General features: G+C 65.7%; 20 protein-coding genes. 5 read left to right on the plus strand and 15 right to left on the minus strand.

Going from position 1 to position 15,966, the window contains the following annotated elements; all coding sequences use genetic code 11:
* Positions 1 to 107 precede the first annotated feature (107 nt).
* The 6 genes from AB0N05_RS38230 to AB0N05_RS38255 form a co-directional block, all read right to left on the minus strand.
* The gene (locus AB0N05_RS38230) at positions 108 to 1,355 is read right to left on the minus strand and encodes a globin domain-containing protein (RefSeq protein ID WP_364703973.1); all 1,248 of its coding nucleotides are present in this window, start codon (positions 1,353 to 1,355) and stop codon (positions 108 to 110) included.
* A gap of 9 nt (positions 1,356 to 1,364) precedes the next feature.
* On the minus strand, positions 1,365 to 1,823 hold the full coding sequence (locus AB0N05_RS38235) for an Rrf2 family transcriptional regulator (RefSeq protein ID WP_364703976.1): 459 nt from the start codon (positions 1,821 to 1,823) through the stop codon (positions 1,365 to 1,367).
* A gap of 164 nt (positions 1,824 to 1,987) precedes the next feature.
* Complete coding sequence (locus AB0N05_RS38240; protein ID WP_364703979.1) at positions 1,988 to 3,469, minus strand: NCS1 family nucleobase:cation symporter-1; 1,482 nt, start codon at positions 3,467 to 3,469, stop codon at positions 1,988 to 1,990.
* A 128-nt stretch (positions 3,470 to 3,597) separates the two neighbouring features.
* Positions 3,598 to 4,113, minus strand: a complete 516-nt coding sequence (locus AB0N05_RS38245) for a hypothetical protein (protein WP_364703982.1) — start codon at positions 4,111 to 4,113, stop codon at positions 3,598 to 3,600.
* 183 nt (positions 4,114 to 4,296) lie between these two features.
* Complete coding sequence (locus AB0N05_RS38250; protein ID WP_364703984.1) at positions 4,297 to 4,737, minus strand: hypothetical protein; 441 nt, start codon at positions 4,735 to 4,737, stop codon at positions 4,297 to 4,299.
* Positions 4,734 to 5,228 carry a pyridoxamine 5'-phosphate oxidase family protein gene (locus tag AB0N05_RS38255; RefSeq protein ID WP_364703986.1) on the minus strand — a complete coding sequence of 165 codons (495 nt, stop codon included), beginning with the start codon at positions 5,226 to 5,228 and terminating at the stop codon, positions 4,734 to 4,736. The genes AB0N05_RS38250 and AB0N05_RS38255 overlap by 4 nt, the downstream gene beginning before the upstream one ends.
* A gap of 88 nt (positions 5,229 to 5,316) precedes the next feature.
* Between AB0N05_RS38255 and ilvA the strand changes: the two genes are divergently transcribed.
* The gene (gene ilvA / locus AB0N05_RS38260) at positions 5,317 to 6,540 is read left to right on the plus strand and encodes a threonine ammonia-lyase (RefSeq protein WP_364703989.1); all 1,224 of its coding nucleotides are present in this window, start codon (positions 5,317 to 5,319) and stop codon (positions 6,538 to 6,540) included.
* A 9-nt stretch (positions 6,541 to 6,549) separates the two neighbouring features.
* Here the strand turns inward: ilvA and AB0N05_RS38265 are convergent, their stop codons facing one another.
* Entirely contained in the window at positions 6,550 to 6,870 is a 321-nt protein-coding gene (locus AB0N05_RS38265) for a multidrug efflux SMR transporter (protein ID WP_364703991.1), read from the minus strand.
* A 283-nt stretch (positions 6,871 to 7,153) separates the two neighbouring features.
* Here AB0N05_RS38265 and AB0N05_RS38270 point away from each other — a divergent pair, with 283 nt between their 5' ends.
* Positions 7,154 to 7,318 carry a hypothetical protein gene (locus AB0N05_RS38270; protein WP_364703994.1) on the plus strand — a complete coding sequence of 55 codons (165 nt, stop codon included), beginning with the start codon at positions 7,154 to 7,156 and terminating at the stop codon, positions 7,316 to 7,318.
* Between the two features lie 104 nt (positions 7,319 to 7,422).
* On the opposite strand, the gene AB0N05_RS38275 is transcribed toward AB0N05_RS38270, so the two are convergent.
* The 4 genes from AB0N05_RS38275 to AB0N05_RS38290 all read right to left on the minus strand — a co-directional run bounded on the left by AB0N05_RS38275 (position 7,423) and on the right by AB0N05_RS38290 (position 11,260).
* Complete coding sequence (locus AB0N05_RS38275; RefSeq protein ID WP_364703997.1) at positions 7,423 to 7,611, minus strand: hypothetical protein; 189 nt, start codon at positions 7,609 to 7,611, stop codon at positions 7,423 to 7,425.
* 63 nt (positions 7,612 to 7,674) lie between these two features.
* On the minus strand, positions 7,675 to 9,096 hold the full coding sequence (gene argH / locus AB0N05_RS38280; protein ID WP_364704000.1) for an argininosuccinate lyase: 1,422 nt from the start codon (positions 9,094 to 9,096) through the stop codon (positions 7,675 to 7,677).
* Complete coding sequence (locus AB0N05_RS38285; RefSeq protein ID WP_364704002.1) at positions 9,093 to 10,004, minus strand: class I SAM-dependent methyltransferase; 912 nt, start codon at positions 10,002 to 10,004, stop codon at positions 9,093 to 9,095. The genes argH and AB0N05_RS38285 overlap by 4 nt, the downstream gene beginning before the upstream one ends.
* A 53-nt stretch (positions 10,005 to 10,057) precedes the next feature.
* Complete coding sequence (locus tag AB0N05_RS38290) at positions 10,058 to 11,260, minus strand: argininosuccinate synthase (protein ID WP_364704005.1); 1,203 nt, start codon at positions 11,258 to 11,260, stop codon at positions 10,058 to 10,060.
* A gap of 231 nt (positions 11,261 to 11,491) precedes the next feature.
* On the opposite strand from AB0N05_RS38290, the gene AB0N05_RS38295 reads away from it, so the two are divergent.
* Positions 11,492 to 12,037: a nitroreductase family deazaflavin-dependent oxidoreductase gene (locus tag AB0N05_RS38295; protein WP_364704007.1), complete on the plus strand. Its 546-nt coding sequence runs from the start codon at positions 11,492 to 11,494 to the stop codon at positions 12,035 to 12,037.
* A gap of 3 nt (positions 12,038 to 12,040) precedes the next feature.
* Here AB0N05_RS38295 and AB0N05_RS38300 read toward each other — a convergent pair whose 3' ends face one another.
* The 3 genes from AB0N05_RS38300 to AB0N05_RS38310 all read right to left on the minus strand — a co-directional run bounded on the left by AB0N05_RS38300 (position 12,041) and on the right by AB0N05_RS38310 (position 13,883).
* Entirely contained in the window at positions 12,041 to 12,484 is a 444-nt protein-coding gene (locus AB0N05_RS38300; protein ID WP_364704010.1) for a hypothetical protein, read from the minus strand.
* 56 nt (positions 12,485 to 12,540) lie between these two features.
* Positions 12,541 to 13,134, minus strand: coding sequence for a hypothetical protein (locus AB0N05_RS38305; RefSeq protein ID WP_364704013.1), 594 nt, complete (start codon positions 13,132 to 13,134; stop codon positions 12,541 to 12,543).
* 161 nt (positions 13,135 to 13,295) lie between these two features.
* A complete protein-coding gene (locus tag AB0N05_RS38310; RefSeq protein WP_364704016.1) occupies positions 13,296 to 13,883 on the minus strand; it encodes a TetR/AcrR family transcriptional regulator in 588 nt (195 codons plus the stop codon).
* 72 nt (positions 13,884 to 13,955) lie between these two features.
* Here AB0N05_RS38310 and AB0N05_RS38315 point away from each other — a divergent pair, with 72 nt between their 5' ends.
* Together AB0N05_RS38315 and AB0N05_RS38320 are read left to right on the plus strand one after the other, a co-directional pair.
* Entirely contained in the window at positions 13,956 to 14,708 is a 753-nt protein-coding gene (locus AB0N05_RS38315) for an MBL fold metallo-hydrolase (protein ID WP_364704018.1), read from the plus strand.
* A gap of 441 nt (positions 14,709 to 15,149) precedes the next feature.
* A complete protein-coding gene (locus AB0N05_RS38320) occupies positions 15,150 to 15,473 on the plus strand; it encodes a hypothetical protein (RefSeq protein WP_364704021.1) in 324 nt (107 codons plus the stop codon).
* A 13-nt stretch (positions 15,474 to 15,486) separates the two neighbouring features.
* Here AB0N05_RS38320 and AB0N05_RS38325 read toward each other — a convergent pair whose 3' ends face one another.
* Entirely contained in the window at positions 15,487 to 15,960 is a 474-nt protein-coding gene (locus AB0N05_RS38325; RefSeq protein ID WP_364704094.1) for an arginine repressor, read from the minus strand.
* Positions 15,961 to 15,966: the final 6 nt, after the last annotated feature.

Raw genomic sequence — 15,966 nt, forward strand, 5'->3', positions numbered from 1 at the left:
ACCGGTCAACAAATCAAAAGCAGGACAGTCGAAGACGTCAGTCTCTAAGCGGGTCAGACCACTCGGATGCCATCAACATCATCCTCACAGTCTCTTATCTTTTGTCTTTAGACGGAAGGAGCGGCACCGTAGGAACCCAAGAGCCAGTCGTTGGGTGAGAACAGCTCGAAATGCACCCGCTCGCTGGGGATTCCGGCCGCCAGTAGCTGCGCGTGCAGCGATTGCAGGAAGCCTGCGCCGCCGCAGAGGTAGTAGTCGGCGTCCTCGGGGAGATCGACCTCGGCCAGGTTCATTCGGCCGTGGTCGAGGGCGGAGTACCAAACTCGGAGGTCGGCGTTGTGGAGTGCGGCGACCAAGTCCACGACCGTGTCATGCAGCGGGTGAGTGATGGCTGAGCGGTCGGCGTGGAGGACGAGTGTTCGGCGGGAAGGGGTTTCGGCGGCTAGGTGTTCGAGGATGCCTGCCATGGGGGTTACGCCGATACCTGCTGAGATCAGAACCAAGGGGGTGGTGGCGGCGGGGTCGATGGTGAGATCGCCGAAGGGGAGGGTGATTTGGAGGCGGTTGCCTGGAGAGATGGTGTTGTGCAGCCAGGTTGAGACTTCGCCTGCGGGGGTGTTCGAGTCGGCGGGAACCTTGCGGACTGTGAAGGCGAGGCGGGCGGAGCCGGGGTGGTTGGTCAGGCTGTATTGGCGGAGTTGGCGGGCGCTGTCGGGGAGGTCTGCGCCTACCGAGATGTACTGGCCGGGTTGGAAATCCGGGAGTGGGAGCGCGGGGGTGGCGGATTCGACTATGAAGGTGGCTGCACCGGATGGGTCGTCGATGCGTTGCACCACACAGGTTTCGCGGAATACGTCACCGGGTTGGACACCGGCGGATTCGTAGAGGGACTGTTCGAGGTCGATGAGAGTGGTTGCCATCAGCCAGTAGACGCGGTCCCAGGCGGCGGCGATTTCGGGGGTTACGACGTCTGCGCCGAGGACTTCGACTATGGCGGAGAACAGGTGCTCGTGCACGATCTTGTACTCATCGGGGGTGACGCCGAGGGAGGCGTGTTTGTGGCCTATGCGGGACAACAGTTCTCGGGGGTGCGGGAGTGTCGGGTCTACCAGGTGAGTGGCGAAGGTGGCGATGGAGGCCGCGAGTGCTCGCTGCTGGGCGCCTTGCTTTTGGTTGCCTCGGTTGAAGCGGTCACGTAGGAGCTCGGGGTGGGCCTGGAACATCTTGCGGTAGAACAGCGGAGTGATGTCGTCGATGCGCGAACCGACCAGTGGCAGCGTCGCCCGGATGAGGTCGGCGTGGTCGGGGTCCAACTCCGGAACCGTATGCGGAGCGGAGTTCGGTGCGATCGTCATTGATGTCTCCTACTCGTTGACCAGTGCTACCGCCGGGAAGACCGGCAGATGCAGCAGCTCGACCGTGCGGCGGTCCACCAGATCGGCGAGGGTGTATTGGTCGAGTTCCCGGTAGAACGCGGCTTGCGCTTCGGCGAGGAGTTTCCGCAAACGGCAGGCGCTCGCCAGGGGGCAGGGATTGTCGCCGAGGCATTCGATTACCTCGGTATCGCCTTCGAGGGCGCGGACAATTGTCCCGACCGTGGTGGATCGGCCTGATTCGGTGAGGAAGATTCCGCCGGTGCGGCCCCGATGGGACTGGACGTAGCCCAGCTCGGAGAGTCTGGATACGGCTTTGGCCACGTAGTTCTCGGACGCGTTCACCTGTCGCGCAATGAGTTTGACGGTGACGCGCTCCTCGGCGTCGCCACTGACGGCCAGCCGCATGAGCGCCCGCAAGCCGAGATCGGTGAACCGGGAGAGCTGCATGCCCCCTACGGTACTAATTCCGACTCGGAAAAGCCGATTTGGAGCGTGTGGGCTTTAATACGCGAATTCTCGCAGATTATGTAACCGGCGCCACAACCGTTCACTGAGCCGAATGGATAGCGAGCAAATCCCCGGCAGCGCGAATGGCCTCCGGGGAATTCGCGTCAGGCGGGCTGTGCGAGCTTGGTGCGCGAGGCGAGCACGTAGTAGATGGGCAGGGCCAGGCCGCAGCCGATGAACCAGCTGTATTGGGCTGCGGTGTGCATGCCGTAGACGTCCTTGGCCAGTACCGGGAAGACCGCGGCCGCGGCGCCGAGGACGGTGGCGATCACCGCCACGGGGTTGAATCCCTTGCGGTACCAGTACTTTCCGGTCTCGGACATGGTGAACAGCTCGTCGACCACGATCTCCTTCTTGCGGATCAGGTAGTAGTCGGCGATCAGCACGCCGAACAGCGGGCCGATGAACGCGCCCAGCACTTCCAGCGTGTAGTGGATGACTTCGGGGTTGTTGTAGAGGTTCCAGGGCGTGATCAGCACCGAGCCGACGGCGGCGATCATTCCGCCCATGCGCCAACTGATCTTCTGGGGGCTGACATGGGAGAAGTCGAAGGCCGGGGAGATGAAGTTGGCGACGATATTGATGCCGACCGTGGCGATGGTGAAGGTCAAGGCGCCCAGCACGATCGCGAACGTGGAGTCGATGCGCGAGACGGTCTCGACCGGGTCGGTGATGAGTTCGCCGTACACCGGGATCGTCAATGACGCGGTGATCACCACGAGCAGCGAGAAGGCCAGGAAGTTCACCGGCAGGCCGAGCAGGTTGCCGCGCTTCACCGCGGGCATGGACTTGGCGTAGCGGGAGAAGTCGCCGAAGTTCAGCATGGGGCCGCAGAAGTACGAGACGACCAGGGCGATCGCGCCGAGCACCACCGGCAGGGCGTCCCAGCCGTGGTACTTGACCTCGCCCAATTGCAGGTTGATCGAGCCCCAACCGGCCTTGTAGATCAGGTAGCCGCAGAGCAGGAACATCACGACATACACAGCGGGACCGCAGAAGTCGATGAACTTGCGAATGGACTCCATGCCTTGCCAGAACACGGCCGCCTGCACCACCCACAACACCAGGTAGGCGCACCAGCCGAGCAGCGACAGCCCGAGGAATCCGTAGTCACCGGCCACGGCGTACGGCGCGAGGCTCGGGAACAGTTTCACGGCAACGACTATCAGCGCGGCCGAGGCCAGATAGGTCTGAATCCCGTACCAGGCCACCGCGATCAGGCCGCGGATGATGGCCGGAATATTCGCGCCGATCACGCCGAAGGAGCTGCGGCACATGACCGGGTACGGCACTCCGGCCTGCTGACTGGGTGCGGCGACAAGATTGCACAGAAAATATACGATCGTGATGCCGATCAGCAGCGCCGCCAGCACCTGCCAACCGGCAATGCCCAAGGCGAAAAGGCTTCCGGCCGTGACGTATCCGCCGACGCTGTGCACATCCGACATCCAGAAGGCGAAGATGTGGTAACTGCCCCAGCGTTGTTCACGCAATGGGGCCAGATCGTCATTGGTGAGCCGAAGGTCGTACGCTGTGGAAGGAGCCGCGGCAGGGGATGTCACGGCGGGGGTGACGATATCGGTCATGGCCAATCCGATCCGATGTCAAACGATGGTCGGACCAAGGTAAGAATCGGCCATTGCCCCGCCGTTGCACTTCCATTGCCCGCGTATTGCGGAATCCATATATCGTTTCGGGCGCGCGTTCGCGCAGGTCACATCATGTCGGCGTGCAAACGGCCGGGGCCGGTGGTGATTCCGGGGCCGAGGCAGCCCATGACCATTTCCGGGGTCATCATCTCGTATTCGGCACTCACCCGGACCCAGCCGCCCTGGCCCAGGCCGTCCATGACCTGCATCGGGCCGACGGTCGGCTGCGTCATGCCCACCGGCCACGGCGCCCACAGGGTGGAGGTCTCACCGTCGTTCCAGGTGATGTTCACGGTGAGTGGGCCGTCGGCCGGGTGCATGCAGTCCGACCACGCCTCATGCACTCCGGTGAAGCTGCCGCCGGTAATGCCGGGGACCCCGACGCAATCCCACAGCCTGCCCACGGAGGTGAAGGTCAGCAGCTTGGGCGTCATGCCGATCGCGCCGTTGACGGCGGTCCAGCGGAAGTCGCCGCCATTGCAGCTGCCGATGGACGCCTGGGTGGCGGCGGTCGAGGGCGCGGCGGGCCAGAGGACTGAGGCGACGGAAACAGCCAGTGCCGCCGCGACTTTCATAGCCACGGGCATCGTCGGGGTCTTCGGCACAGCAACGAACCTCGGCACAGCGTTCCTCGCTTCCGGATCTCGGTGACGCGCGACTACGCAGGGCGGTTCTGCGATTCGGTCGAACGATAATCCGGGCGGGCGGCCGAGCCGCGGATTGGCGGTCGCGCGCGGCGTCCATCGGCGCGGCGACCGCCTGCCTCACTTCCGTTTCCGCAGGCTCGCGCGCGTCGCCTTGATGGTGTCCCACGGGATGTCGGGGCGCTTCATATTTCGGCGGCGCAGGTAGGCCGTGGCGGCGCGATGGCCCTGCCGAGCGAGGCCGATCATCTGCAGGGGCGAGCCGGTATTGTTCACCAGCGTCACGGGCGTGAAAAACACTGCGCCGTCCCGGCTTTCGATCACTCCCCGGGACAGCACGGAACGCAGCCCCTCCCCCGCCTCGTCATGACTATGGGTCAGTAGCGAGGCCGGTCCGTCGGCGGCCTCGAACCATTTCGGCCGGTCCGCCACGAGTTCGTCATCATCCAGGCGGAGCCGACAGCGCATGCTGACCGGATAGCCGGTGAGATCGGCGGCGGTGAGCACGACGCCGTCCGGGAAGCGTTGTACTGAGGCGTGGACCTGCTCTGCGAGTGTCATGACAGCGTCACCTCGTGCGGGGTGGCCGTCATATCGCGGCCCGGCCACCATCGGATGCGGACGGGTTTGATGCGAATCTTCAATCGCATGTAGTACCACCAGAAGACGCGCTTGGTGATCGGATCATTGCCCATGCCGCGGGATTGCAGGGCCCACACCTTCCGGTATTGCCGCGCCAATTCCTCGTCCCACGTGATGATTTCGGAAACCTCGGCATCGCCCTGTACGAGGACGGCGGGCGGGTTGTCGAGACCACTGGCGGTGGGATTGGAATACAGCAGCGCCACCTTCGGATCGCGGCGTGCGTTGAATGCCTTGCGCGGGACACCGATTCCGGTGCTCACCAGAACTTCACCACGTTCGGGGAGCCAGAGCGGAGCCACCGGGACGGTGACGGGCGTGTGGTCGCGGGAGTAGGTGGACAGTTCCGCGGCGAAGAACCGATCCAGGACGGCTCCGACCTCCGCGGGTAATGGGGTGGGATTGGTCATGTACCACGATTGCGCCCACCCGCTGCCCGGCGCAACCGGCTCGGCGAGTCCGGCCGGGAGCGAGACAGGCGGGTTAACTCCTGGCAGCATGGCGCGCATGGACGTGATTTCCCAGATCGAAGCCGCGGCGACCCTGCTGGCACCGGTCATTCGAAGGACTCCCGTGGTGACCTCACGGGTATTGGCCGAACGCACCGGCCACGACGTGCGACTCAAATGCGAGAACCTACAACGAACCGGATCGTTCAAACCGCGCGGAGCCTACAACCGCATCGCGAATCTGTCCGAGGCCGAACGGGTTCGCGGCGTGGTGGCGGCCAGCGCGGGCAATCACGCGCAGGGCGTGGCCTGGTCGGCGACCTCGCTCGGCATCGAATCCACGGTGTTCATGCCGCTCGGCGCGGCGCTGCCGAAGCTCGTGGCGACCAAGTCGTACGGGGCGACCGTGCACCAGGTCGGCGACACCATCGACGAGTCCCTCGCGGCCGCCCGGGAGTTCGCCGAGCAGACCGGGGCGACACTGGTGCATCCCTTCGACCACGTGGATATCGTGGCCGGGCAGGGGACGGTGGCGCTGGAAATCCTGGAGCAGATTCCGGATGTCGGCACGGTGCTGGTGCCCACCGGCGGTGGCGGGCTGCTGGCCGGTGTGGCCGCGGTGATGCAGCGGCTGGCCCCGCAGGTGCGGGTGATCGGCGTGCAGGCCGAGGCCGCTGCGGCCTGGCCCGCATCCCTCGCGGCAGGCAAACCGGTCGCACTCGAATCCATGGCGACCATGGCCGACGGCATCGCTGTCGGACGGCCCGGCGAGGTTCCGTTCGAGCACATCCTGGAATGCGCCCCGACCATTCTCACGGTCGATGAGGACGCCCTGTCCAAGGCGCTGCTGCTCTGCATGGAACGCGCCAAGCTGATTGTCGAGCCCGCCGGTGCCGCCGCCGTCGCCGCGCTGATGACCTGCACCCCTGAGGAACTCGCGCTGCAAGGACCGGTCTGTGCCATCCTCTCGGGCGGCAATATCGATCCGCTGCTGCTGACCCGCGTGATCGGTCACGGCCTCAGTGCCGCCGGGCGCTATATGGCCGCCCGCGTCACCATCTCCGACCGCCCGGGCAGCCTCAGCCGTCTGCTCGCCGAGCTCGGCCGCACCGGGGCGAGCGTCCTCGACGTGGTCCACTCCCGTACCGGCGCTTGGCTGGCCATCGACGAGGTGGAGGTCCTGCTCACCCTGGAAACCCGGGGCCCCGCCCACCGCGACGATATGCTCTCCGCGCTCTCCGACGCGGGATATGTGGTGCACGTACAGGATTGAGCGCTCGGCTCAAGCCCCACCCAGTTCGAGAGCCAGCACGCCGGCGATCACCAGGCCGATCCCCCCGACCTGCACCAGCGTGAGGCTCTCGTTCAGGAACAGCGCCCCGATGGTCGCCACCGCGACCACGCCCACCGCCGACCAGATCCCGTACGCCACCCCGATGGACATGCCCCGCTTCAGCGCCTGCGACAGGAAGTAGAACGCCGCCCCATACCCGATCACCACGATGATCGACGGCACCAGCTTGCTGAATCCCTCCGAGATCTTCAACGAGACGGTCGCCGTCACTTCACAGGCGATCGCCAATCCCAGCAGCAACAAGGTCATTGCCGCAGGATAGCCGCGTCCTGATCAGCGCCGCGGCAGCGGTGGGACTCCGATGCGGAGTCCCACCGAAAAAAGAGGATGCACGATCGGACGGCGTGTGGTTAACCTGGATGCCATGTGGATCATCCTGTTCTCCTGATCGCGTCTTCAGCGAGCGCCCGGCCGTCTTCCGGCCCCGCGGCGCCGTTCCCTTTGCCGCACAGCGGCATTCCGATTCGACCGGCATCTCTCCGGTGGACCGGTCACGCATTCCCTAGGAGGACCTGTGCCTGATCACTCGTCTATGCACGACCCCAATTCCGCAGTCCCGCAAGACCGTCCACTCTCGCGGCGTGAACGCCGAGGCAAGCACAAGGCCGATCAGCAGCAGCTGAACAGCGGCAAGGTGCACTCCCCCGGCCGTGTCGCCGTTCCCGCCGCCAAGCACGTCAACTACCGGCGCGGCTGAGTCGCCCGCGCGGGCTCAACCGTCCTGGTCGATACCGTTGATCAGGCGATCGAGGTCGCGCGGTTCGAGCCGTTTCGGCTCTACCTCGAAGGCACGGGTGAGCTTCACTCCTCGTCCGTCCCGTTGATCAGGCGGTCGAGGTCGCGTGGATCCAGACGTTTGAGCTCTTCTTCGAAGGCGCGATCGTAATGGCGGTCGTTCGGGTCACCGCCATAGCGGCGGCGCGAGACTCGGCCGTACGCCCTCATGAAGGGCTCGATCTGGGCGCGGAGCCGGTCTTCCCGTTTGGACATCAACCGAAAGTAGCCACCGCGAATGCGCGGTGGCTACTGGTTTTCCGGGCGGGTCGGCGCTGGTCAGCGCAGCCAGGACCGCGCTTCGGCGGCGGTGGCGCGGACTTCCTCGATTTGCTTGGCGACCTGGGTGCCCGCGGTGCCGCCGCGGGCATTGCGGGAGGCGATGGAGCCCTGGACGGTCAGGACCTCGCGGACTGCGGGGGTGAGGGCCGGGTCTACGGCGGCGAACTCCTCGTCGGTGAGTTCGTCCAGGCCGACGCCGCGTGCTTCGGCGACTCGGACGCAGCCACCGGCGGCCTCGTGCGCCACGCGGAACGGGACGCCCTGGCGGACAAGCCATTCGGCGATATCCGTGGCGAGGGTGAACCCGGCCGGGGCCAGCTCGGCCATGCGGTCGGTGTGGAAGGTGAGGGTGGAGACCAGGCCTGCGATGGCGGGGAGGAGGAGTTCGAGTTGGGCTACCGAGTCGAAGACCGGTTCCTTGTCCTCTTGCAGGTCACGGTTGTAGGCGAGGGGCTGGGCCTTGAGGGTGGCGAGCAGGCCGGAGACATTGCCGATGAGGCGTCCGGCCTTGCCACGGGTCAGTTCCGAGACGTCGGGGTTCTTCTTCTGCGGCATGATCGAGGAGCCGGTGGACCAGGCGTCGGCGAGGGTGATGTAGCCGAATTCCGGTGTGCTCCAGATGATCACCTCTTCGGCCATGCGGCTCAGGTCGACGGCGATCATGGCGAGCACGAAGGCCGCCTCGGCCGCGAAGTCGCGGGAGGAGGTGGCGTCGATGGAGTTCGCGGCCGAGGCGTCGAAATCCAGTTCCGCGGCAATGGCTTCCGGGTCCAGGCCCAGCGAGGAACCGGCGAGCGCGCCGGAACCGTAGGGGGACACCGCGGCCCGCTTGTCGAAGTCGCGCAGGCGGTCGATATCGCGCAGCAGCGGGTGGGCGTGCGCCAGCAGGTGGTGCGAGAGCAGGACGGGCTGCGCGGCCTGCAAGTGAGTCTTACCCGGCATGACCGCATCCGGGTGCGCGGCGGCCTGCGCGACCAGCGCGTCCACCACCTCGAGCACACCGAAGGCCACGCGGCGCACGGCATCCCGCAGCCACATGCGGAACAGGGTGGCGACCTGGTCATTGCGCGAGCGGCCCGCGCGCAGGCGGCCACCGAGTTCGGTGCCGACCCGGTCGATCAGGCCGCGTTCCAGCGCGCCATGCACGTCCTCATCGGAATCGGCGGGGACGTACGCGCCCGACTCCACGTCCACCGCAAGCTGATCCAGGCCGACGAGCATGGCGGCGAGATCGCTCTCCGACAGCAGTCCGGCCTTGTGCAGCACGCGCGCATGGGCTTTCGAGGCGCGAATGTCGTAAGGCGCGAGCACCCAGTCGAAGTGGGTCGACTTGCTCAGCGCCGCCATGGCCGCGGCCGGTCCGGATGCGAAGCGACCGCCCCAGAGCGCGCCCTCGTTGGTGCCGTGCTGCTCGGTCATGGCGTGCTGTCTCCTCCGGGTCGGATTGCGGTCATCAGTATGTGCCTGGTCATTTCTTCGGCCGGGACCGCGGCTACTGCACGCCCGTGACCGGCGAGGACTTCCCTCGGATCGGCGGGCGTCACGGTCCAGCCCTGCTCCCGGAACCAGTCGACCGGGTGGTTGCGGCCTTCGAACGGGTACCACAGGGCATTGACGTCGACATGGACGCCCTGCGTGGCCATGAACTTCGCCCGTTCCCCGTCCGCCTGCTTGGCCTGCGGCGATCGGGCTCCCGACATATTGAGCGCGACCCTGCTACCAGGGGCGCTGGCGGCGATCACGTTTTCCAGCAGTCGATCCTGCGCGTCCGCCGGGAGATAGCGCAGCAGTCCTTCGATGAGCCATGCGGTCGGCGCGGCAGGGTCGAATCCATTGTCGCGCAAGGCGGCCGGCCAGTCGTGACGCAGATCCACGGCGACGGTCCGGCGATCGACGGTGAGCCGCGCGGCGTACTCGTCGAGCGCTTTCGCCTTGAAATCCAGCACCTTCGGCTGATCGAGTTCGAATACCGTGGTGCCGGTTGGCCATTCGAGCCGGTAGGCCCGAGCGTCCAGCCCGGCGGCCAGGATCACGAACTGCCGGATGCCCGCCTGCGCCGCGTCCTGGAAGTACGCGTCGAAATAGAGGGTCCGCGCGACCATGAAGTCATTGAACTGGGTGAAGTTCGCGGCGACCGACTCTTCGTAGTCGCCGCGACCCAGCCGCTGCCAGAGGGGCGAGTCGACCGCTGTCACAAGGATTTCCGCGTACGGATCCTGAAACAGCGCATCCGGGCGGCGCGTCTCCGCCGCACGCATGGCCGCGACCCCGAGCGCCGTGGCACCCACGCTCTCGGTGATCTCCCAGCTGTCGTCTTCGCTGCGCATGACCGCCTCCGTCCGGGCCGTCCACCGGGGGACGGGGCGGCCCGGTTTCGAGGCTACTTCTTGCCGAGGTCCCGGCGGGCCGCGACCTTCGAGGACAGGCCGTGGATCTGCACGAAGCCCTTGGCCATGGACTGGTCGAAGGTGTCGCCCGCATCGTAGGTGGCCAGGTTGAAGTCGTACAGCGACTCGTCGGAGCGACGGCCGTTGACGACCACGCTGCCGCCGTGCAGCACCATGCGGACATCACCGGAGACGTGCTCCTGGGTGCTGGCCACGAAGGAATCCAGGGCACGCTTGAGCGGCGAGAACCACAGGCCGTCGTACACCAGCTCGCCCCAGCGCTGCTCGACCTGACGCTTGTACCGGCCCAACTCGCGCTCGACGGTGACGGCTTCCATCTCCTGGTGCGCGGTGATCAGCGCGATGGCACCGGGAGCCTCGTAGATCTCGCGGCTCTTGATGCCGACGAGACGGTCCTCGACCATGTCGAGGCGGCCGACGCCCTGGCGTCCGGCGCGCTGGTTCAGCTCGGTGATGGCTTCCAGCATGGAGACCGGGCGGCCGTCGATGGCGACCGGAACACCCTTGTCGAAGGTGACGATGAGCTCGTCGGGCGCTTCGAAGTTGACGGTCGGGTCGACCGTGTAGTCGTAGACGTCCTTGGTCGGCGCGTTCCACAGATCCTCGAGGAAGCCGGTTTCGACGGCACGGCCCCAGAGGTTCTGGTCGATGGAGAACGGCGACTTCTTGCTGACATTGATCGGCAGCTTGTTCTCGGCGGCGAACTCGATGGCCTTCTCGCGGGTCCAGGCGTAGTCGCGGACCGGCGCGATCACCTTCAGGTCGGGCGCGAGCGCGCCGATGCCGACCTCGAAGCGGACCTGGTCATTGCCCTTACCGGTGCAGCCGTGCGAAACGGTGTCCGCGCCGTGGTATTCGGCGGCCTCGACCAGGTGCTTGACGATCAGCGGGCGGCTGATGGCCGAGACCAGCGGGTAGCGGCCCATGTACATGGCGTTGGCCTGAATGGTCGGCAGGCAGTACTCATTGGCGAACTCGTCACGGGCGTCCACCACGATGGACTCGACGGCACCACAATCCAGCGCGCGCTGACGGACCTCGTTCATGTCCTCACCGCCCTGTCCGAGATCGATCGCGACGGCGATCACCTCGGCCCCGGTCTCCTTGCCGATCCAACTGATGGCGACGGAGGTATCCAGCCCGCCGGAGTAGGCGAGTACGACGCGCTTGGTCATAGTCCGTGTGCTCCTCGATTAGTGCCTGTAGGTGTGTCCGCCCGCGCTGAGCGGATACCTGGCCGGGCCGGTGCGCTCTTCGCGGCCCTGGCCTTCGTCCTGCAAATGATTATGCATGATGATGCAATCCCATTCATAACCGGGGTCCCGCAACCGGGGCGATGATAGGTCTTGCCGTACGTCCGGCGCGATGCTGCCATGGAAGAACGTACGAACGCGCCAGGAGGCGTGATGCACGATCCGATCATCGGCCAGATTCCCGACTCACTCAGATACAGCGACGGCCGGTATGTGCCCGAGCGAGTTCCCTCCGACACCGCACCGACTCTGCGCCAGGTACGAAGAATCACGCGGCCGCTCAACATGGTGCAGCAGACCCTGTTCGCCATCCGGCTGCCGCGCGGCGTCGGCGTACTCACCACCACCGGGCGCAAGAGCGGCCAGGAGCGCCGCTGCCTGATCAAGGCGATGCGGGACGGGGACAAGGTCTACACGTACTCGATCCTGGGCGAACATGCGTTGTGGCTGAAGAACATTCGAGCCAACCCCGCGGTACGGGTGCGCTTGCGCGGCGGCACATTCGACGGGATCGCAAGGGACCTGCACGATGAGGAGGAACGCCGGGCCGCATACTCGGCGCTCTGCGAGGCGGTCCATCCGTTCGACTACCTCGAGAACGCGTTTCATCGTCGGGGGATACCTTCGCGAACCAAGATTCTCGAGCTGCACCGCGCTTGGTTCGCCGGTGGCACTCCGCTGGTGGTCGAGCTGCGGTAGGCGCTACTCGAGGTCTGCGACGCTTTGGCGGATCTGGGCGTCGGAGATCTCCCAGCGCCGGGAGAGGCGGTATTCGAAGTCGAGGCTCACGCTCATGTCGGCACGCTTGATTCGGAAGCGGCACACCTTCCAACCCGGCTCGCCGGGGTCGGTCATGGCGGAGCGCAGCTCTACGAAGCGGTCGAGGGCTTCGCGGTCCTGCGGGATCAGGGATCGGGCACGGCCGTCGGCGGTGTAGATGTAACCGCTCAGGCTTTCCCCGCGTTCGCGGATTTGGGAGATCAGGGTGAGGCCGTCCCAGGGACGGTTCTTGAAATTCTGGTCGTCGACAACGAGTTCCGCGAGGGACTCCACTATGCGCACCGCCTCCTCGGATACGAAGGCGGGCCCGGCCAACTCCCTGCGCAGGGCGATATCCGCCAGTGTCGTCCACTTCGTACGCTTCACGGCGTGAGCTTACTGGCGGACTCCGACATGCGGCCCGCAATGCCCTTCAACGGGATTCAGAGGCAAACGGGCCGGTACTCCCGGTGAGACTGGGTGCGATCCTGCGTCATCGCGGGCTCCGACAGGTCGAGTTCACATAGCCCGGCATCATCGGTGAGCCGGAGCAATTCCGGCGGGCTGGTGGGCAGGCGCAGGCCGACCCGGTCGATGTCCCGGGGGTGGGTCGGGAGTAGCCGGGCGGTGCGGCCGCCGGGCTCGAGCGGAGGCTCGGGAGGCAAGGGGCGCACCGGGAAAGCGGAGTACGCGTGGCGCATGACGGTCTGGCGTTCCGCGCGGAACAGGACGCCGCCGCGACGGAAGTCGAAGGCGAGCACCCGGCCCGTGAGCGCGACCTCGAGCGGTTTGAACCTGGTGTCGTACAGGCCCGGCGCGGGCGTCGACAGGGCATGAAACCCGCAGGTGCAGTAGACATCCGGGGCACGATGCGCCATGCCGAGCGCGCACGTGGCCACCGCGTCGATGGGATAGGGCGTGCCGCCGGTCACCGGCTGGAAGCGATCCCCCACCGGCCGGGCCACCTTGTGCGCCCACACCATCCACACGCCGTTCTCGGTCCGAGTCAGGCAGGACGCGATGGGTTCCGGCACCACCGGCCGTTCTCTCGTCCCGGCAATGAAGGATGCGACGAATCTTCCGCCTTCACACATAGTGCGTTACCTCGCTCGAAGAGCCCTTGCTGAGCACTGCTTTTTCTCGACGGTACGCCCGCACACGCGCAACGCCAGAGTTCTTCCAAGTCCACAGGAAAAGCTCAGCTCGCGTGGGCTCGAACCATGGTGTCGACGAGGGTGTCCAGGGGCGGCCAGGGGAAGCTGGGGCGATCCTGATGCAGCGTGATCAGGCCGTGCATGGCCGACCAGAGGCACAGCGCGGTGGATGTGGGATCGGTTGCGCCGCAGTCTGTTACATCGTCGACCAGGAGCTGGAAGGTGGGCAGTCCGGGCAGCTGATCGGCCGTCGGTTCCCACCCGGGAGTGCCCGCGGTGCCGAACAGGACTCGGTAGTGGCCGGGGTGCGCGACCCCGTAGTCGACGTAAGCGTGGCAGAGGGCATTCAGCCGATCCCCTGGAGTGTCGGCCGCGGCGTGTCGAGCGGTGTCGAGCGCGACCCGCAGTTCCGTGAACCGCACCGCATAGACAGCGGTAAGAAGTTCCCGCCGATCCGCGAAATGCAGGTACACACTCTGCGGAGCAATACCCGCCTCCCGCGCGACCGCCCGCAGCGACAGCGACTCCTGCCCCTCGAGCGATTCCAGCAGCCGACTCGCGGCCGCCACCAATTCATCCCGCAGCCGAGACCCTTCGCCGCGTGGATTCCGGTTTCGCGCAGTGGATTTCACCTTGACAGCATAACAAGACAAGCGTCTACTGACACCCGTAAGCAGACAGTCGTCTTCCCAGAGAGTCCCGCGATGCTCACAGTCACCCGCGTAGTCCACGCCAGCGTCCTCCTCGACTTCGGCGGAGCCCGAATCCTCACCGACCCTTGGCTTTCCGAACGCCGCTTCTACTACCAGGGCGAACCCCGCAGCATCGCCACCGCCGCCGACCTCCCCGACCTCGCGGGCATAGTGATCAGCCACGAGCACTACGACCACTGCGATCTCGATGCCCTGGCGTCCTACCCGGACAAGTCCGTCCCCTTCGCGGTCGCGAAGGGCATCGCCGCAAAAGTCCGCGCGGCAGGCTTCCCCAATGTCACCGAGCTAGACCCTTGGCAGACCACCAGATTGGGCCCGGTCGAAGTGATCGCCACCCCCGCCAGCCACGGAGTCCACGAAGTCACCTTCGTCCTCCGCGCCGACAACCACACCGTCTACTTCGGCGCGGACACCCGCCGCATAGACGACCTGGACGAAATCGCCCACCGCTACCCCGACGTCGACGTGGCCCTACTCCCCATAAACGGCTTGAAGATTCGACCGCTGGCCAACCGCCAAATGGTAATGAACGCCGCAGAAGCCGCCGAGTTCACCAGCACCCTGCGCCCCCGCCTCTCCATCCCCATCCACTACGCCTTCACCAGCGGCCCGATCGGCGACCGCCTCATGACCAAGTCCACCCGCAACCGCCCCGACCTATACCGCGACGCCGTAACCGACCTCGCACCAGACACGACCGTGCACATACTCGCCCCCGGCGAACCGCTGGCAGTTCCGGACTAGCATCCCCGCTGACCCATGGGTCAGCGTCGATCCCGTCTACCGCACCGCATTCAACTCCCGCCCACTGGAATTCGGCGCCCCCCTAGCCGACGCCGACCACTCCCCCGAATTCAACATCAACGCAAAGAATTTCCTGAACCTAGCCGACCAACTGAGCTGCTGACCACCAGTGAAACACGTTCAGGAGGGACATTAGGCAGGGGTAAACGGACAAAACCCCGGCTCATGTCCCCCTCGACGTCAAGGGGCCAAGAATTCGACCCGTTCGGCGAAGCGAAGCGAGCCGAGAGGGTCTTCTTCTCTTCTTGTCCAGGCATCTTTTATCTCTTGTCTTTTGTCTTTTTCTTGTTCTCTGCTCTATCCCCAGCTCAGACGCACGGGAGTAACACCAGCAAACCGTGAGCGATTTCCTCCACACAAACACCTATTCAGGAGGTCGGAATGCTATCTGCGAAGCGGCTTGCTGCCAGCGCCGTCGTTGCTACCGCAGCTGCGGCAGCTGTGCTGGCTGGTGGAGGTGCAGCACAGGCTGATGTGCCGGTATGGGAGGCCAATTGCCACCTGTACAACATCTTCAATACCGGCGGAATGTCCAATTGTGAGCTGCCGACCTGGCATCAGGTGAAGCTGACGTGTGTGGCGTGGCCTGTCCCGTTCACCTACTGGAAGTACGGCCCCATTCAGTACGGCCAGAACCAGTCGTGGGCCAGTTGCGACTCGTTCAACGCCCTGGTGGGCCTCGAGGTTATTCAGGCGTACCCGTAAGGGCGGTTACGGCTCAGGCCAGTAGTTCGATTTTGGAGGCCAGCTCGGCTCCGGTCATGGGCTCGCGGGCGATGACGGCAACGGTGTCATCGCCCGCAATCGTGCCCACGATCTCGGGGAGAGCGGCGCGGTCGAGGGCGCTGGCCAAGAAATGAGCCGCCCCGGGCGGGGTTCGCAGGACGGCGATATTGCCGCTGGAATCCGTGGAGACCAGTAGGTCTCCGAGAAGCTTCGACAGGCGTTCGGTGCCGCCGGTGACTCCCCGGACGGGGCTGCCGTCTTCGGGGACCACATAAACGCCCGCGCCGCCGTCGGCCGCGCGGAGCTTGACGGCACCGAGTTCGTCCAGGTCGCGGGAGAGCGTGGCCTGCGTGGTGTCGATGCCCTCACCCGACAGCAATACGGCGAGTTCGGATTGGCTGCGGACCTCATGCTGGGAGAGGATCGCGACGATTCGGGCCTGGCGGCCAGCTCGGGTGCGGGCTATGGCCGC

The organism is Nocardia sp. NPDC051030, assembly GCF_040683015.1.
GTDB lineage: Bacteria > Actinomycetota > Actinomycetes > Mycobacteriales > Mycobacteriaceae > Nocardia.